Source organism: Enterobacter sp. CPE_E863, from assembly GCF_046521465.1.
GTDB classification, from domain to species: Bacteria; Pseudomonadota; Gammaproteobacteria; order Enterobacterales; family Enterobacteriaceae; genus Enterobacter; species Enterobacter adelaidei.
Genome location: NZ_JBKFZX010000001.1, coordinates 3,462,650 through 3,482,131 on the forward strand (window position 1 = coordinate 3,462,650; position 19,482 = coordinate 3,482,131).

At 57.8% G+C, this 19,482-nt stretch carries 11 protein-coding genes; 8 read left to right on the forward strand and 3 right to left on the reverse strand.

Annotated elements, in window-relative coordinates; genetic code table 11:
- Positions 1-279: 279 nt before the first annotated feature.
- The 5 genes from ACLHV8_RS17050 to ACLHV8_RS17070 all read left to right on the forward strand — a co-directional run bounded on the left by ACLHV8_RS17050 (position 280) and on the right by ACLHV8_RS17070 (position 3,075).
- On the forward strand, positions 280-543 hold the full coding sequence (locus tag ACLHV8_RS17050) for a hypothetical protein (RefSeq protein ID WP_208594127.1): 264 nt from the start codon (positions 280-282) through the stop codon (positions 541-543).
- A 345-nt stretch (positions 544-888) separates the two neighbouring features.
- Positions 889-1,347: a hypothetical protein gene (locus ACLHV8_RS17055; RefSeq protein ID WP_208594126.1), complete on the forward strand. Its 459-nt coding sequence runs from the start codon at positions 889-891 to the stop codon at positions 1,345-1,347.
- A gap of 315 nt (positions 1,348-1,662) precedes the next feature.
- Positions 1,663-2,019 carry a hypothetical protein gene (locus ACLHV8_RS17060; RefSeq protein WP_008502540.1) on the forward strand — a complete coding sequence of 119 codons (357 nt, stop codon included), beginning with the start codon at positions 1,663-1,665 and terminating at the stop codon, positions 2,017-2,019.
- Between the two features lie 66 nt (positions 2,020-2,085).
- Positions 2,086-2,457, forward strand: coding sequence for a cupin domain-containing protein (locus ACLHV8_RS17065; RefSeq protein WP_238934190.1), 372 nt, complete (start codon positions 2,086-2,088; stop codon positions 2,455-2,457).
- A gap of 60 nt (positions 2,458-2,517) precedes the next feature.
- Positions 2,518-3,075, forward strand: a complete 558-nt coding sequence (locus ACLHV8_RS17070; RefSeq protein ID WP_208594125.1) for a YceI family protein — start codon at positions 2,518-2,520, stop codon at positions 3,073-3,075.
- On the opposite strand, the gene ACLHV8_RS17075 is transcribed toward ACLHV8_RS17070, so the two are convergent.
- The 3 genes from ACLHV8_RS17075 to ACLHV8_RS17085 are packed head-to-tail and all read right to left on the reverse strand — an operon-like array spanning position 3,067 to position 4,920.
- On the reverse strand, positions 3,067-3,858 hold the full coding sequence (locus ACLHV8_RS17075; RefSeq protein WP_208594124.1) for an anti-sigma factor family protein: 792 nt from the start codon (positions 3,856-3,858) through the stop codon (positions 3,067-3,069). The genes ACLHV8_RS17070 and ACLHV8_RS17075 overlap by 9 nt on opposite strands.
- The gene (locus tag ACLHV8_RS17080) at positions 3,855-4,385 is read right to left on the reverse strand and encodes a sigma-70 family RNA polymerase sigma factor (RefSeq protein WP_208594123.1); all 531 of its coding nucleotides are present in this window, start codon (positions 4,383-4,385) and stop codon (positions 3,855-3,857) included. The genes ACLHV8_RS17075 and ACLHV8_RS17080 overlap by 4 nt, the downstream gene beginning before the upstream one ends.
- A 7-nt stretch (positions 4,386-4,392) precedes the next feature.
- Positions 4,393-4,920, reverse strand: coding sequence for a tetratricopeptide repeat protein (locus ACLHV8_RS17085; protein WP_108090990.1), 528 nt, complete (start codon positions 4,918-4,920; stop codon positions 4,393-4,395).
- Positions 4,921-5,678: 758 nt separating this feature from the next.
- Here ACLHV8_RS17085 and ACLHV8_RS17090 point away from each other — a divergent pair.
- From ACLHV8_RS17090 to ACLHV8_RS17100, 3 genes are all read left to right on the forward strand, one after another.
- Positions 5,679-15,800, forward strand: coding sequence for a BapA/Bap/LapF family large adhesin (locus tag ACLHV8_RS17090; protein WP_208594122.1), 10,122 nt, complete (start codon positions 5,679-5,681; stop codon positions 15,798-15,800).
- A gap of 80 nt (positions 15,801-15,880) precedes the next feature.
- Complete coding sequence (locus ACLHV8_RS17095) at positions 15,881-17,284, forward strand: TolC family outer membrane protein (protein ID WP_049006077.1); 1,404 nt, start codon at positions 15,881-15,883, stop codon at positions 17,282-17,284.
- Positions 17,281-19,473 (forward strand): type I secretion system permease/ATPase, encoded by a 2,193-nt coding sequence (locus ACLHV8_RS17100; protein WP_208594121.1) that lies wholly within the window; start codon positions 17,281-17,283, stop codon positions 19,471-19,473. The genes ACLHV8_RS17095 and ACLHV8_RS17100 overlap by 4 nt, the downstream gene beginning before the upstream one ends.
- Positions 19,474-19,482 lie beyond the last annotated feature (9 nt).

Below are 19,482 nucleotides of genomic sequence, written 5' to 3' on the forward strand. Positions count from 1 at the left end.
CAATCAGTTTTTTTCTTTAAAGCTTCTTTAATCACCTTCTCTTTATTTTTGTGCTGAATAAGGGGTTTTATGATACCTAATCTCTCCCTTACTTCTTCGATCTTAGCTGCTCTGCTACTGAAACTGCTACGGCCTTTGAGTCTAAAGTTATTCGTGGCTGCGTTGGCTGTTTCTGCGTGATCAAGTATCCTACCAATAGTGTAAGTATCCCTGCTTTAGTAGTTTGCTGTAAAATTCTACGACAACCATGCAACCATGACAGGTCATAGGGAATCCGTTATGCCAATTTCTATTAAAGCCACGAAAAACACCAGTACAGGCATCAGGGGAGTACAGCGATATGGAGAAATGTATCGGTGGCGTGTTGATGCTGTCAGGTTCAGAAGCCTAACAGGACAAGATCCAACACCGCTATTTATTGCGCGTCTTAATGAACGTGAATCCGGATGTGTAGACTCTGCTAGTTTTTATACGATTGAGGATGCAGGAGATGACCTTTGTAAGTTCTTAAAAGCTATGACTGGAGCTTCATTTGAGTACTAATACCCTTTCTCAAAATTACTCATTACTCTTTTCATAACGTCCACCTTTAGCACAGAGCGGCCTGTTTGAAAGAGCAGTTAGACCTGTTATAAGTGAAAAACCTATAGCTCCCACCAGAGCCTCGACCAACACGTAAACTCCCGCCCCCAACAATCAACTTAAAAATCAATAACAAAAAAAACCTTACATATCAACATGACCTGCTCCCCGTTGATTAATTCAGGAAACTCTACATCCAGGCAAATTTGTTTGCCAGATAACCATCAAAAGCTAATATTTTCTCCTTGCCAAACAAACAGACCACAAAACACTTCCAGTCCAGGTAACGAAACATACTCGGAATTAATGAAGCAACAGGTTTATTCAATCTCTCTGATATTAACCCGCGAAGCCGCCGAGTTAACCCAGGCTCAGTGTGATGTTGTGCTCAATGGCAAAAGCACAGGTATTCTCGTTCCCGGGCACGTACTGGAAGCAGCAGTTCAGGTGAATAACCAGCGCTATATCCTTTTTCTGACAGATGATGTCATTTTCGAGGAATCTCTGACCATCGCCCTTATCGATATTCGCGATGGCGTTAAGGAGATTATTCGTTTAGGTAATGCGTATTCGAGGGGCATTTTTGAAGATTTATTACTTACAGCGGATAGCATCCATTTCAGGTTCAGCAGTGGTCGTCTGTGGATGATAAAAACCTCTGACGAGCCTCGTTTGAGATCGCCTTTTGATTCAGTGCCGAAATACGTGAAACGAGACATCGGGCTGAAAAAATACATGACGCTATCCACCTCGCCGGCCAATTAGCCCCTCATATTGACAAACATCAACGACACCGCCCTTCCCCTATGAAAAATTAAAAAGCAAACCCAGCGCTACGGATTAGCCACTCCAACCCGGAAGGAACCCCGATATGTACAGACCCATAACCGTCATAATATTCATTCTCCTGACCCTCGCCGCCCTCGCGGAAATAGGCGTTTTATCCTTTGGATAATCCTCAGGCGAAATACCCCACGTCAGGGCACGTTGATCTCATTACAGTTTTTTCCTAAAGCCACCCCGCTTCGTCTGTGCCATGCTGAATCACGCTCATAACCGATAACGTTAAATGAGGATATTATGAAAAAAACAATTATCGCATTATCTGCCGTTCTGCTGGCGTCCCCAGTATTTGCTGCGACCACACATGCAACTGACGATACCGTCGCTGCGGCGAACGCAAACGCCAACGAGGCGAAGCAAAAACTGCACGAAGAGCAGAACAAAGGTGAAGAGCTGAAGCTGAAACAAAAGCATGCTGCGGAAGGTAAAAGCGAGAGCTTTGGCAGCAAGGTCAGCGAAGATTCCCAGAAAGCCTGGCATAAAACTAAAGAAGGCACCGAGAAAGGGTGGGATGCCACCAAAGAAGGTGCTGAGAAGGGCTGGAACAAAACCAAAGAAGGTGCCAGCGAGCTGGAAAAGAAAGTCACTGAATAACCCCTTCGAAAGGCCGCAAACGCGGCCTTTTTTATTCCCACCTACTTTGCTTCCTGAAGACTAAACTTGTCACAGGGGGGCATCATCATGAGCCACAAAGAAATCGCACCAGAAACCCAGGGCGTCACCGTTGAACTACTCTCCATCGTCGATCTGGGCCCGGAGATCGCTGGCATGGACGGGCGACAACTTCGCATGCGCAGGGTGACACTCGCTCCCGGCGCGGTCTTTGGTCCGGTGCATGATCATATCGATCGCCCCGGTACCGTGTTTATCCTGGAGGGGACGATCACCGACCATCGTAATGGGATCGCCACCGATTACGGTCCCGGTGTCGGCTGGCCGGAGGATCACAATACGGTTCACTGGCTGGAAAACCGTGGCCAGGTTACCGCCGTCGAAATCTCGGTTGATATCATTAAAAATCCCGACGCATAAAAACCGAATAGATCCCTGGAGTGTCGCGTTTACTCCCAGTTCCCCAAAAGAGATCCTGAGATGCTACGACGCCTGCTTATATTGCTTGTTTTAGTCTGCCCGTGGGCGTTAGCCGTCCCGCAGAGCTATATCATCGACACCAATAACACCGCCATTCGGCTATCCTGGCATGCTTTCGGCGGTATCCTCTCCTGGGCGACATTCAGTGGCGTGACGGGTGCCGTGACGCTTAACCCGAATAACGATGTCGATGACTATATTCACGTCACTATTCCCGTGGCAACCCTGGTGGCCTCAAACAGCCTGCTCACCTGGCAGCTAAAAAGCGATATGTTTTTTGAATCTGAGCGCTATCCGACGATTGAGTTTGTCAGCTCTCGCGTGGTCGCCCAGGGTGCCGGACGATTCAGAGTGTTCGGCACCCTGACCGTGCGAAATATTGCCCGCCCGGTGATTCTGGAAGCCGTTGTGGAAGACCCGCATGCGCAAGCCCTCACGCTGAATGCCACCACAGCGATTTCGCGCGCGTCCTACGGGATGGATAAATTTGCTCTGGTCGTTGACGATCGTATTGCCATCGCTATTGCGATTCAGACAAACACTATCCCCTCATCCTGAGATCAGGCGTTGCAGCTGTTCTGCGTTGCTCTGCAACTGAGACGACGGGTTTCGGCCTATCAGGACAAACTGATAGCCCGCATCCTGCCACCACACCAGGTTCATACTGTGCCGCTGCTCCTGTTGAAGAGAAGCCGTCGTCTTCTCATCAACAGGAGAGATACAGAGCGCCATTGGGCCGTAGTCGGCGTTGATCCAGGCAATCTGCGCGATAGAGGTGGTTTCATAGCGCAGCATGCGCACCATTTTGAGTTCTGCACCCTGCAGAATAAGCTGCGACATCTGCAATTTCATGCCGATATCCTGTGCGGCCCGTTCCAGGCCGCGTTGCAGAACAGGCGGTGCGCTGTCCATATCCAGCAGTGTTTCAACGCTATACAAAGACATGTATTGCGCTTCGAGGTCACGAATATGGGCGTTTTCATCATCAGGGGCGGAGGCTGGCCGCAACAAATACCCCAGCCCGGAACCGACCATCAAAAAACTGACCGACGCAGCAATCAGTGCGCGTCTGCTTACGCCCACCGGCGTGGAAGAATGTGGTTCGGGAAGTGCCGCCAGACGCGCCTGCATCTTCTCAAGGGGTGCGTCATCCAGCAGGGAAGCAAAAGCCCCGGAGTAGTCCTGATTGCTTTTCATTAGCTCAGCGGTTCGCCCGGAGAGGTGTTCATCACTTCTCAGCTGTTCTTCAAAGTGTTGTGCGTCTGCACGGCACATCTCGCCATCTATCCATGCCACGATAGCATCGTCGTTATAAGGCGGTGTAAAACGGTGCGAATTCAAGAGCGCTTCTCCTTTACCGGAGGCATTGCCTCGGCAGACTTCGCAAGCGTTGCCCGCGCCGTTGCCAGTCGGCTCATTACAGTACCAATCGGCACCGCCAGGGTATCCGCTGCCTCCTGATAGGTAAAACCTTCGACATAAACCAAAAAAACCGTGTTGCGCTGGGCTTCAGGTAACGCATTGACGCGCTGCATCACCTTCAGATAATGCAGGCGCGTTTCATCCTGCTCACGGGTGTCCTGTGCCAGAAGTTCATCGCTGGCGACAAATCCCTGCCCCTGGCGGACGTGTCGTGCCCGAAGCTCGGAGATCCAGATGGAGTGCAATATCGCAAACAGCCACCTGTCGATGCGCGTGCCAGGCGTATACTGGCTACTCTTTTCGAGCGCACGCACGCAGGTGGACTGAACCAGCTCTTCGGCGATATCCCTGTTGCGCGACAACACCAGCCCATAGCGCCAGAGACGCGCCAGGTGTGCCGCTAACTGTTGACGAACCTCACTGGTAGCGATGGGTTTTCCCTCCACGAGAAACTCAGGATTCCGGCTGTCCGTTGATGGCTGACTGCAGATCGCGGTACTCCTCGCAGGACTGGCCACATATGCCTGCTATTACCTTCAACTGTTCTTTCGCGAGGTCAGGCCGTCCCTTGACCATCCATGCCTCACCCAGGTATTCACGGGCTTTGGCATAATCCGGGGCGATCGCCAGCGCACGCTGGTAATAACCAATACCCTCATCTGTACGTCCCAGTTTGCGTGTGGCATAACCGCGATAGTTCCACGCTTCAGCCGTATTGCCATTTTTCAGCGAATCAAGGAGATTCAGCGCCGCCTGATACTCCCCTTTCTTAGCAAGATGGTACGCATAGTTGGTTTTGTCCTGATCGCTCAGGCTGCTGCTCTTGTCGGGTACACATTTCTGGGTTGCACTGTCATACACCTGCCCTGATGGGCAGTCAGGCGTTTTGCTCTCGGTACTATTATTGCCCATTGCCAGCGCCAGTGGGGACAGCAGGGTAAAAATCAGTACCGGGATCAAACGAAGAGAGGTCGTGTTCATATAAAGCTCCAGGGTAAGAAGGGGGTGACGTCAGTAAACGCCCGACTCACGATTTTTATTCATTCTCCCCGCGAGTTTTTTGCTGTCCAAAATCATGCTGATGTCGTCGGACTCATGACAATGAATAAGCTTATTTCACCCTTAACTTAATGTTATTGTTTGCGGGTGATAGCAGAATTTTAACTCCGCACAAAAATATATTTTATCCTTCAAGCGACATAATATATCTTACATCAAAAATGTTACCCTAACTTAAATGAATATTAAGCACACTTAAACAACCACGTTTTTCATTATATTAAAAACATTCCCTACCAATTATCGCACTGTATAAACCTCATTAAAAATAACATTGCACAGCAAAAAAAAATAACCATCAAAAACAAATATTTACATAAATTAAATCATTGGCAACCCCAATACATAAATGCCACGTTATTGTTTCGACCTTTATTTACAAAAGCCAAAGTTGCACAACCCATGTTTTCTGTCTATATCATTTTTATATCTCAAAAATAATTCCTCTATTAATTACAGGGTTATACAAGACACTAAACACCCATAAAAACGGTTCTGTTTTATAAGTCATTAGATTCGCTCTGATGTTGCCACTCTGAATACTGGCGGGCATCGTGCGCGCTAAAAACAACGGTCAGTGCTGCGTATAACAGCGACTGCGCCGGGGGCGCCCTTTACCTTCTGCAGAGATGGCTCGTCTTACTCGCCGTTCATGACACACCTGCTGGAGTAATAACTAAATGAGCCAAATCTCTGTTATATCGAAACTTACTGGCGTGGAGACGACCACGGAAGGCACACAGGTTACGCTGAGCCATTCCTCTATTGTTGAACTTCATGTAGAGCGGGCCGATGTCTCCCACTTCGCGCGCAGTGGAAACGATCTGCTGGTGACGCTGCATTCCGGCGAGGTGATCACCCTTAAAAATTTCTACGTCACTGACGCGCAGGGAGCAAGCCAGCTGGTTCTGCAGGACAGCAATGGCGCACTATGGTGGATTGAAGACCCTACCGGGGCCGCCTCGTATGAATCCATAGCCTCCACGGACGTGTTGCTTGCCGCATCAGGGAGTGATGCCGGTGGTGCCGCCATCTGGCCATGGGCACTGGGCGGCATTGTCGCAGCAGGCGGCATCGCAGCGGCGGCAAGCGGCAGCGGTGGTGGAGGTGGCGGCAGTGATCATAACAGCAGTACTGACCCCACCACGCCCACTGACCCGACGGACCCGACCGATCCAGCCGACCCGGATACGACGCCGCCGAATGCGCCTTCCAGTCTCCAGTTCTCATCAGACGGTAAAACCGTCACCGGTACCGCAGAACCCGGCAGTACAATCACCCTGAAAGATACTAATGGCAATGTGGTTGGCACAGGTAAAACCGGCAGTGACGGCTCGTTTACCGTCACCCTCGGAACACCGCTGACCAACGGGGAACAGGTAACAGCCACCGCAACGGACAGCGCCGGGAATACCAGTCAGGGCACAAATGTGACCGCACCGGATCTCACCGCACCTGATGCGCCAACGATCGGCAGCGTGATCGACGATATCGCTCCTCAGACGGGGGCGGTAACCAACGGCGGCAGCACTAACGATCAGCGGCCGCAGCTCACCGGCACCGCCGAACCCGGCTCCACCGTGACGATTTATGACGGCGGTATCGCCATTGGCACGGCGGTCGTCGCCAGCAACGGTACATGGACATTCACCCCGTCAGTCGACCTGAGCGAAAGCACCCACCAGATTACCGTCCGTGCAACCGACGTCGCGGGCAATACCGGACCCGCCTCACCGGTTTTCACCCTCACAGTCGATCTGACGCCTCCGACTACACCGACCGCGATTCTGCTGACCGACGACACGGGGTCTGTCAGAGGAGCTATCACTTCGGGCACGCTGACCGATGCGACGCAGCCGCTCCTGGCAGGAACAGGGGAGCCCGGTGGAACCATCACCATTTACGATAACGGCGTGGTCATTGGCACCACGACGGTGCTCCCCAACGGTACCTGGAGCATCACACCCAATGGACCACTCCCGGAAGGAACGCACTCCATCACCGTCACTGAAACCGATGCCGCCGGAAACCAGAGCACGGCATCCGCGCCTGTTACCTTCACCGTAGATACCACCCCGCCGTCTGCTCCTGGAAATCTCGTGGTATCAAATGATGGCGGCACCATCAGCGGTACCGCAGAGCCGGGCAGCACGGTGACCATCCGTGAAGGCGGCGCACTCGTTGGCACACCCGTTGTTGCCGATAGTCAGGGTAACTTTAGCGTGACGCTGAACCCACCGAAGCTCAACGGCGAAATCCTGACCGCTGACGCCACCGACACGGCAGGCAACACCAGTCCAACCACTTCCGCGGCGGCACCGGACATTACCCCGCCGCAGATCCCGATCATCGTATCGGTGATTGATGACGTACAGGCCACCACCGGCCCCGTGGGCCCGAATGGACTGACCAACGACCGGGCCCCAACCATTAACGGTACGGGCGAGTCGGGCTCGACCATTACGATTTCTAACGGCAGCGATGTCCTCGGCACGGTGATTGTTCCACAATCCGGCCTGTGGAGCTTTACGCCGCCCTCACCGCTGGCCGATGGCACTTACGTGCTCACGGCAAAGGCGACGGATTCCGCCGGTAACCAGAGCGGAATATCTGCCTCCTGGACAATTAACGTCGATGGGACGGCACCTGCAGCCCCGGTGATTTCCCAGATCGTGGACGATGTGCCCGGGGGAATTGTTGGCTCGCTCGGCCAAAATGCCACCACCAATGACGCAACCCCAACGCTCAGCGGCACCGCTGAACCCAATGCGACGGTAACTATCAGGGTGGACGGGGTCGATGTGGGTACGACCGTCGCCGATGGTGGCGGTGCGTGGATCTTTACCCCTTCAAGCCCTATTAGCGAGGGTCAGCACGCCCTGACCGCCGTCGCGACCGACGCGGCAGGTAACTCAAGCGGCGTCTCCAGCACCTGGACTCTGACGATTGACAGCGTCGCGCCTGCGGCTCCGGTGATTACCCAGGTGATAGATGATGTGCCCGAGCATCTCGGTGCGCTCAACCCCAACGACAGCACCAACGACACCACGCCGACGCTCAACGGCACCGCAGAACCGGGCTCGACGGTCACCATCCGTCTGGATGGTGCAGATGTTGACACGGTAGTGGCGGACAGCAACGGTGCGTGGACCTTTACCCCAACCACACCGCTCGGTAACGGCGCGCATACCTTTACCGTCGTCGCAACCGACGCGGCGGGTAACACCAGTCTCGCCTCAGACGGCTTCACCTTTACTGTCGACACCACTCCTCCTCTGGCAGCGACCATCGCCAGCGTGACCGATGACGTCGGCAGTATTAAAGGCCCACTCAGCAACGGGGATACCACGGATGACACCCAGCCGCTGCTGCAGGGTAGCGCCCCTTCTGGAGCAACGATCGCCGTCTATGACGGCACAACCCTGCTCGGCACCGCCATCCTCGACGGCAATGGCGGCTGGAGTTTTACACCTATTACCCCACTCACCGATGGTCCACATTCGCTGACCGTTCACGCCACGGATGCCGCAGGTAATACCACCGTCTCCAGCCCGTTTGTACTGACGGTAGATACCGTGGCACCTGCCACGCCGGATACCCCGGCCATCACCGTCAACCCTGACGGCGGCGCAGTACAAACGCCGCTGAACCCGGGCGAAATCACTCGCGATACCACGCCAACCCTGAGCGGTACCGGCACGGCGGGCGATACCGTGACCATCTACAATGGCGGCGACAAAATTGGTGATACCGTGGTAGACGGCAACGGTAACTGGAGCTGGACGCCGCCAACCCCGCTGCCCAATGGAACCTATGACATTACGCTGACCGTCACCAACATGGACGGTACAGGTAATGAAAGCGCGCCGTCCCAGCCGGTCACCATCACCATTGATACCGACCCGCCGGCTACGCCTGCGCCACCGATCGTCACCGACAGCGTCACCCAGATAACCGGACCTGTTGCCGATGGCGGAACGACCAACGATCCCCGTCCGGTTCTGAGCGGTACCGGAACGGCGAACGACGTTATCACCATTTATGACAGCGTAAATGGCGCCGCGGCGTCGGTCGTCGGCACCGCCACGATAGACAGCAACGGCAACTGGAGCTGGCGCCCCGGCAGTAATATCGCTGAGGGGAACCACGAATACACCGCAACCGCCACCGACGAAGCGGGCAACGTCTCTGGCTCCTCGCCGGGGATAACGATCACGGTGGATACCGTGGCGCCGGCTACGCCGGTGATTGGTGCCGTGGGCGGCGCGCCGGATGGTGGCTATACCGGAGATTCGACGCCGACGGTCGGCGGTACTGGCGAAATCGGCGGGACGGTGATCGTCTACAACAACGGCGTCGAGCTTGGACGCGTGACGGCGAGTGGTACCGGCGAATGGTCCTTTACCCTGCCAGCACAAACCGACGGCCCGTTGCATATCACCGTTGCAGGCGTTGACGCGGCAGGTAACGTTAGCGTTGTGAGCCCGGTCTTTAACGTCACCGTGGATACCGTTGCGCCTGGGATCCCGCAGATTACTGCCGTCTCAGACAGCCAGCTCACCAATAATGTGCTCTACACCCGAGACGGAATACCTACCCTCACCGGGACCAGCGAACCGGGAACCACCGTTATTGTCTCCGTCGACGGTACTCCGTCAGGGGTGCCAGTAATCATACAACCGGATGGCAGCTGGAGCTGGACCGCCGGGAGCACGCTGCCCGACGGCCCGCATACCTTCACTGTCTCCGCTACCGATGCTGCGGGTAACGCTTCTGGAACTTCAGCCCCGCTCAGCGTGACGGTGGATACCCAGGATCCAACCGCCCCGGGCGGTCTTAGCCTTGCTCCAGAAGGTACACCGCTGACCGGAACCGCCGAGGCTGGAGCACTCATTACCGTTAAGGATAGCGGCGGAAACGTCATTGGTACCGGGATTGCGACCGGGGGCAACTTCTCCATCGCGGTCAGCCCGGCCCCGCAGGATGGCGCGACCCTGACCGTGACCGCAACCGATGCGTCCGGACGTACCAGCCCTGATGCGACTTACAACGTCAGCGGTACGCTTCCGAATCTTCCTGACGTGCCCGTCATCACGGCGATTGTCGATGACGCGGATCCGGTCACCGGCGATGTGAAAGGCAAAACTACCAACGACACCACGCCAACGCTTACCGGCACGGCCGAGGCGGGAAGCCTGATCACCATCTACCTGGACGGCGGCGTAACGCCCGTGTCGACGGTAACCGCCGACGGCAGCGGAAACTGGAGCTATACGCCAGCCGCGCTTGGCGAGGGTCTGCACACCTTTGAGGTAACCGCGACCCTCAATGGCCTGACAAGCGGTCGTTCTCCGGCCGCTGGCGTCACCGTCGACCTGACAGCACCGGGCACGCCAACCATCGGCGCGGTGATTGACGACGTGGGCCCTGGTACCGGACCGCTGACCAACGGTCAGACCACCAACGACAATCAGCCGACGCTGACCGGTACGGGTGCTGTGGGCGACACCATCTCCATCTACAGCAACGGAACGCTGCTGGGCAGCGTAGTGGTTGGCAATACAGGAACCTGGAGCTATACAACGTCGCCCCTGGCGGAGGGGAATAACGTCCTGACCATCCGCGAGACCGATCCGGCCGGGAATCAGAGCGCGCCTTCGGCGGGCTTCACCGTTGTGGTGGATACGGTTTCCACCACGCCGGTCATCACTAATGTTACGGACAACGTTGGCAATACCACTACCGTGATCAGCGGCGACCCCACTAACGACGCCACGCCAACCCTTTCAGGAACCGCAGAAGCAAACAGCGTGGTGACGATTTTCGACGGTGGCACGCAGATTGCCGTGGTTACGGCTGATAGCGCTGGCGCCTGGACCTTCACTCCTGACACCGCGCTCGGCGAAGGCTCGCACAGCTTTACCGTTCGGGCGACCGATCCGCTGGGCAACGTCAGCCAGGTATCAAACACCTGGAGCGTGGTGGTTGACCTGACAGCACCGACGGTTCCCACGCTGGATACGGTGAATGACAACGTCCCGGGCGGCGTCACGGGCGACCTTACCAGTGGGCAGATCACCAACGACAACACGCCGACGATTAGCGGTACCGGACAGACGGGCAGCACCATCCACATCATGAATAACGGTACGCCGATTGGCCTGGCTACCGTTGATGGAAACGGGAACTGGTCCTTTACCCCGAGTACGCCGCTAGTCGATGGCAGCTACGCCCTTCGCGCTTATGCAACGGATGTGGCAGGCAACGCCTCGGCTAACTCCTCGGTCTTCACCTTTACTGTGGATACCACAGGACCCGCTGCGCCAGTGCTTACCAGCGTCATCGACGATGTCGGTCCGGTCACCGGTACGCTCTCGACGGGCAGCAGCACCAACGACGCACGCCCGACCATCAACGGCACGGGCGAAGTGGGTGCCACGGTTCATATCATTGTCGACGGCAACGAAGTTGGCACCGCAGTGGTGAATGCTCAGGGCAACTGGACCTTTACCCCGGGTACCGATTTGAGCGATGGGCCACATGCTATCACCTTCAACGCGACCGACACGGCAGGCAACACTGGCAGCACGACGGCACCGTTTAACCTGACCGTGGATACGGTCGCGCCGTCTGCGCCGGTCATTTCGACCGCGGCAGACAACGTGGGCAGCATACAAACTCCGCTCTCTTCCGGGCAGAGCACCGACGACACCACGCCGACGCTGAACGGCACTGCGACCGCCAACGCCACGGTGACCGTTTATGAAAACGGGCAGCCGGTTGGCACCGCGCAGGCGGACGGAAGCGGCGCGTGGAGCTTTACGCCGTCAACGCCACTGGTCAACGGAAGCCATACCTGGACCGCCACCGTCACCGATGCGGCGGGCAACATCAGCCTGCCTTCACCTGGCTTTACGTTGATTGTTGATACCCTCGCGCCAAACGCGCCGATTATCAGCCAGGCGATAGACGACGTGGGCACTGTCACCGGCCCGCTCACGTCCGGACAAACCACCGACGATACCGTACCGCGGCTTGTCGGAACCAGCGAACCGTTTGCCACCGTGAAAATCTACGAAGGCACGACGCTGGTCGGAACAGGCACCGCGGATGCCAGCGGCAGCTGGAGCATCCTGCTCACCACCACGTTGACAACCGGTCCGCACAGCTTCACCGCCCAGGCCACGGATGCGGCTGGCAACACCAGCGTGTCCTCAACAAGCTTCAGCCTGACAATTGACACCACGCCGCCTGCTCTGCCAGTGCTGACCAGTATCCTGGATGACGTGGGCAATGCGGCGACGCCGGTTGCCAACGGCGGGTTCACCAACGATGCCCAGCCAACTATCACCGGCACGGCGGAAGCCGGATCGACGGTGAAAATCTTTGATAACGGCGTACAGATCGGCAGCGTGACGGCGACCGGCGGGGCGTGGAGCTATACGCCATCTCCGGCGCTGAGCAACGGTGCACACACGCTGACCTTTACCGCCACGGATGCGGTGGGCAACGCCAGCGCGCCAACCGCCGGGTATGTGATTAACGTCGATACCGCTGCGCCAGGTGCGCCGGTCATCAGTTCAGTGATTGATGATGTCGGCAGCGTTACCGGTCCGGTGACCGGTACGAATCCGACCAACGACACGCGTCCAACGCTGACCGGGACTGCCGAAGCGAATGCCACGGTCCGGATCTACGATGGCATCACGCTGGTGGGCACGGTGACCGCCGATGGCAGCGGCAACTGGACCCTGCCGCAAACCACCACCACGCTGACGGAGGGTACGCATAACTTCACCGCCACGGCTACCGATGCGGCGGGCAACACCAGCGTGGCGTCAGCCGTGACGACGATAATCGTCGATACGACCGCCCCCACGGCGCCGACCGGGACCTTCAACGCCGACGGTAGCGTCCTGGCCGGGAATGCCGAAGCCGGCAGCACCGTCAGTATCCGCCTTGCGGATGGTTCGACGGTGACCACCATTGCGGGCAGCAACGGCACGTACAGCTATACCTTCATTAACAAACAGATCGAAGGCCAGACGCTGCAGATCACCGCCGCCGACGCGGCAGGCAACACCTCGCTGTCTGGTTCGGCTCTTGCGCCGGTGCTGCCGCTCTCCGCCAGCAATAACGTCGAAGAGCTGAACCTCAGTACCACGGCAACCGTCACCAATACTCAGTACAGCGATTACGGCTTCCTGCTGGTTGGCGCCGTGGGCAACGTCCTGACGCTGCTGGGGAATGACACCGCCCAGGTGAACTTCACCGTAGTCAGCGGCGGCAGCGCAGATATCGTGGTGAATGCCAACGCTACGGGCGCGGTACTCTCTCTGCTCAACACTCTTGAGCTGGTGGTGCAACACTGGAACGGCAGCACCTGGACAACCGTCGTCGACACCGGACAACCGCAGTTTGCCGATCTGTTGACCCTCGGGGCCACCGGCGTATCACTGAACCTGAGCGGGCTGGCTGACGGCAACTATCGTGTCCTCAGCTATAACACCAACCTGCTGGCAACCGGCTCTTACACCAGTCTGGATGTCGCGGTGAAAGAGACCGGCCCGGGTACGGTCACGGGTGAGACCAGCCTGAACGGGAACGTGATCCTCGATACAGACCCAACCGCTGGCAGCGACAACGCCCCGGCCGGGACCACGGTCTCCGCAGTCACCAACGCGCTGGGCGTCACCACCAGCATTAACGCCGACGGCACCGTGATCCAGGGCAAATACGGTACGCTGACCGTTAACCGCGACGGCAGTTACACCTACAATCTGACCGATACCAGCGCGGCGGTCATTGGCCGGACGGAGAGTTTCACCTACACCATCACCCATAACGGTGCCAGCGCGTCGGCGAACCTGGTGCTGTCCCTGGGTGCCGGTACCGTCGTCAACGGTATTGTGGCGGTGGACGACACTGCCTCGCTGACCTTTGACACTACCGTAAGTGAAATCAATAACGGTGCTTCGTCGCAGGGTGGTTTTACGGTGGTGGGGGTGAATCTCGGCAGTACGCTGGGGCTTAACCTGCTGGACGATATGACCAACCCCATCATCTATAACGTGGAGGAAGGCACCACCCGCACCATGACCATTCAGGCCTCCGTGGGTGGCGTAGCCCTGGCATCGGTGTTCGATCTGTATGTCTATAAGTTCAACAACGCGACCCAGACCTTCGAGCAGGTCCGCGTTGAGCCAGGCTGGCTGCGCGCCCCGCTGTTGGGCGGTACCTCGCAGCAATTGACGCTGAACCTGCCCGCCGGGGAGTATCTGTTCCTACTGAATACCGCATCCGGGATCGCCGTCCTGACAGGCTACACGCTGAGCGTCCTGCAGGATCACGTTTACAGCGTGGCAAGTATCAGTGAAACGACCACGGGCGACGTGCTGGCGAATGACCCTGTGCCGGCAGGCACGGTGGTCACGGAAGTGAACGGCGTGGCGGTCAACAGCAGCGGCCTGACCACCATTCAGGGTGAATACGGCACGCTGACTATTAATTCGTCCGGCCAGTACACCTATACCCTGAGAGCCGGCGTGGGGGCAGACCATATCAGCACGCCTGATACCTTCGTCTACACCGTGACCGCGCCTGACGGCTCGAAGGATACGGCATCGCTTAACATCACCCCAACCGCTCAGGCGATGGATGCGGTCAACGATGTCAGCGCTACGATGGATGTGACGTCAGTGCACCACACAACCGCCTATTCAGATACGACCGTAGGAAGCGCAAGCTGGACCACGCTTGCGCTGCCCTCATCGGGAAGTGGCAGCGGCACCTTTGTGGTGGATCCGAACACCGCCCTGCACAATGCCGTTCTGCATTTCAACGTGGCCTCGCTCCTGTCGCTGGGAGGATTGACGGTTAACTGGACGTTGTCTCTGGACGGAACAACGATCCGTACCGGTTCATTTAACGGCGGAATATTGCTGGGCGGTAATGCGGATGTCCCTTTAACAGGTCTTGACCTGAACGCAGGCACTTACACCCTGAGTTATACCGGTAGCGTGGGTGCACTAGGAATAGGAACCATCACTATCACCCCAAGCGTCACCGGCACCAGCTACTCTCTGTCACAGTTCGACGCGACAGGCACCCACACCGTCAACGGCAATATCTTTGACGGCACCGATTCCGGCGGCGTGATGGACCAGCTGCACTCGGTGGATACCCGTCTCAGCGTGACCGGTTATAACGGCGTGACCACCACGCTGGATCCGTATACCGGCAGCGCCACGGTAAATATCACCGGGCATTACGGCATCCTGGCGATTGGCGCTGACGGCCATTACACCTATACCCTCAACAGCGGGGTGTCGCTCTCATCCATTACCTCGAAGGAGACCTTCAACTACACCCTGACCGATGCGACCGGGAAAACGGACAGTGCCACGCTGACCATCAACATGGCACCGCAGTTCATCAGCTCTGAACATAACGACGTCATCACCGGTACCGCCTACGGCGACACGCTGATTTACCAGGTGCTGAACAATACGGTGGGGAATGCCACAGGTGGGAACGTCAGCAGCACCGTGGGCGACCACTGGACCGGCTTCTCGCTGGCGCAGGGGGACAAAATCGACATCGGCGATCTGCTGGTGGGCTGGAACGGTAGCGCCTCAACGCTCGGAAATTATCTCCATGTCACTAATAGTAATGGCAATACCGTGATCTCCATCGACCGTGATGGTACAGGGAGCACCTACACTAATACCACGCTCATTACGCTTGATGGCGTTCAGACCACCTACGACGAGCTTGTGAACCAGCAACACATCATTACCTGATAGCACCTGCAAGAGATGACCCGGGCGCACAGCGCCCGGGCATAAATAATAAAGCTGTACATATTTATTAGGGACATGACATGGGAATGAAGATGCCTTACTGGTGGCTCTCGTGCTGCCTGATATCTGTGCCCGCTCTCAGCGCGAACCCGGCGGCGACCATCAATACCGGACAACTCCGCGAAACGCAGGAACTCCCCTCACTCAATGGTCGCGTGGCCCCTGTGGCCGGTAAAGCCGCGCCCGGTTCATTGCAGCTTGGCGAAGCCGTCAACCGTGCCGTCACCTGGCACCCGGCCATCAGCGAGGCCGTGGGGAAACTCTACCAGCAGAGCGAAGAGGTGGACGTTGCTAAATCAAAATACTATCCGCAGATAAATGCCGGCGTGGACAACGGTTATTCCCATGACGGCGACCAGAACGGCTTTACGCCGTCGATGGTGCTCTCCCTCTCACAAATGCTTTACGATTTTGGCAAGGTAGCAAGTCAGGTGCGCGCCGAAAGCGCTGGCGTGGCCCAGCAGCAGGCCAACGTGTTGGTCAGCATCGACACCATCGCCCACGATACCGCTGTCGCCATGGTGCAGGTACAAACCTGGCAGCAGATGGTTGAGACCGCGAAAGAGCAGCTTGAGGCTCTCTCCTCCATTGGCACACTGACCCGCCAGCGTAACGACGAAGGGGCCACGTCGCTCTCTGACGTCGTACAGACCGATGCGCGTATTGAAGGCGCTCGCGCCCAGTTGATGCAGTATCAGGCCAGTCTCGACAGCGCCCGCGCCACGCTGATGAGTTTTCTCGGCTGGAACAGCCTGAACGATATCAGCAATGATTTTCCGCAAAAGCTGGGGCGGAGCTGCGATATCGCCGAGCCGGACGACCGTCTGGTTCCCGCGGTACTTGCCGCATGGGCACAGGCTAACGTCGCCCAGGCAAACCTTGACTACGCCGACGCGCAAATGACGCCGACTGTCTCGCTGGAGCCAGAAGTGCGCCATTATATGAACGATCGCTATGCGGGGAGCGAAACGCGGGATCGTACCCAGTATTCCGCGTGGGTGAAGGTGCAGATGCCGCTCTATCAGGGCGGCGGCCTCACCGCCCGGCGTAACGCTGCCGGACACGCCGTTGAAGCGGCGCAATCCACCATTCAGCGCACGCGTCTTGACGTCCGCCAGAAACTGCTGGAAGCCCGCAGCCAGGTGATGAGCCTGCAAAGCACGCTGCAAATTCAGGGCCGCCAGGAGGCGCTCAGCGCCCGCACCCGCGAGCTGTACCAGCAGCAATATCTCGATCTCGGCTCGCGCCCGCTGCTCGACGTACTCAACGCCGAGCAGGAGGTCTATCAGGCCCGCTTCACCCAGCAGCAAACCCTTGGTCAGCTGCACCAGCTGCAGCTCAACTGCCTGTATAACACCGGGCAATTGCGTCACGCGTTCGATCTTGATAACCGCACCATCCAGACCGTGGAGATCCAGCCATGAAGCAACGCGAAATCCCGCAGGGTGAAACGATGACGGATGAGGCGCTGGCGCATTGGGCGCAGGCCTTTGGTTTTGTCGCCACGCGCTACCGTGTCGCCTGCTCTCCCGGCGCGCTGATCGCAGGCGCACCGTGGCTGAAAGGCAAACCGATGGTACCCGCCCTCACCCAGTTGGCCCGTGAGGCAGGGCTGTCGTTTCAGCTCCTTACCGACGATCGGCAGGCGATCAACAGCTGGCGTCTGCCGGTGGTGGTGGCAATGAATGACGGCAGGATCGGGGTGATCGAGCATTACGACGGCGAAGATACCCTGGAGGTCAGCTTTTTCGACGATGAGACCCACACCAACCGGCTGTCGATGACCGCAATGCTGCCCGCTATCCGCCACGTCATTGCCCTGCGTCCCCTTGCGGCGCTGAAGGACAGCCGCGTGGATGCCTATATCTCAAAATACCGTCCGGACTGGCTCTACCGGCTGGTGATGCGCGACTTGCGCCCCTACAGCTGGGTGATGCTGGCAGCCCTCTTTATCAACGTGCTGTCGCTTTCCGGGATCGTCTTTTCCATGCAGGTCTACGACCGGGTGATCCCCGCCCAGTCCTACCCGACGCTTTACGTCCTGACGATTGGGGTGTTGATCGCCACGCTGTTTGGCTTTGTGCTGCGCGTGGCGCGCGGACACATTATGGATCTGCTGGGTAAGCGCTCGGATATGCGCGTCTCGGATCGCGTATTCGGCCACGCCCTGCGCCTGCGCAACAGCGCGATCCCCCGCTCCACCGGCAGTTTTATCTCTCAACTGCGCGAGCTGGAGCAGATCCGCGAGATGGTGACCTCCTCCACCATTTCCACGATTGTCGACCTGCCATTTTTCCTATTGTTTGTAGTGGTGCTGGCGATCATCGCCCCGCAGCTGGCGTGGATCGCGCCGGTGGCGGCGGTGATCATGGTCCTGCCCGGCCTGCTGCTGCAGAAGAAGCTGGCGGAGCTGGCGAAACAGTCGGCCCATGAATCGACCCTGCGCAATGCCGTGCTGGTAGAGAGCGTGCAGGGGCTGGAGGACATCAAGCTGATGCAGGCGGAAAACCGCTTTTTGCAGCAGTGGAACAGCTATATCCAGATCACCGCGGAATCCGGCCTGCGAACCCGCGAACTGACGCAGAACCTGATCAGCTGGGGGATGACGATTCAGAGCCTGGTCTACGCTGGCGTGATTGTGGTCGGCGCGCCGATGGTGATCGACGGCACCCTGACCACCGGTTCCGTGGTTGCGGCGTCTATGCTGGCCTCCCGCATGATTGCCCCCATGGCGACGCTGTGCGGCGTGCTGGCCCGCTGGCAGCAGGTTAAAGCGGCAAAAGAGGGGCTGGACAGCATCATGCAGCTTCCCACCGAAAATCAGCGCGAAGAGACGCCGATCCGCCAGGACGTGTTGCGCGGTCACTATCTCTTCGAGCAGGCGCAGTTCCGCTATCAGCCGGACGATCCGCGCATGGCGCTGCGCATTAACCGGCTGGAGATCCGCCCGGGTGAGAAAGTGGCGATCCTCGGGCGCAACGGCGCGGGCAAATCGACCCTGCTGCAGGCCATGGCGGGAGGGATGGATCTGGCGGCCGGCGAGCTGCGGCTTGATAACTTCAGCCTGCCGCATCTCGACGTCGCTGACGTCCGGCGCAACGTCGGCTTTATGACCCAGAACGCGCGGTTGTTTTACGGCACCCTGCGCGAAAACATCACCCTTGGCATGCCGCGCGCCACCGACGAAGAGATTTTCGAGGCGCTGGAGCTGACCGGCGCGGCCGGATTCGTGCAGAAGCTGCCCAAGGGGCTGGACTACCCGATCATGGAAAACGGCGTGGGATTATCCGGCGGACAACGCCAGTCGATTCTGCTGGCGCGGATGCTCCTGCGCGATCCGAATATTGTGCTGATGGATGAACCCACCGCGTCGCTGGACGAGCACACCGAGCGGGAATTTATCCAGCGTCTGGGGGACTGGCTCGGGCACCGCACCCTGATTGTCGCCACACACCGCGTACCGGTGCTGGAACTGGTAGAGCGGGTGGTGGTGCTCAAAGAGGGAATGCTGGTGATGGACGCGCCAAAAGCGCAGGCGCTGAGCAACAGCCGCATGCAGCAGCAGCAGGCAGCAACCGGACGGGAGTGGAAAAATGAAAATCAGTCAGCGTGACGTCGCCGC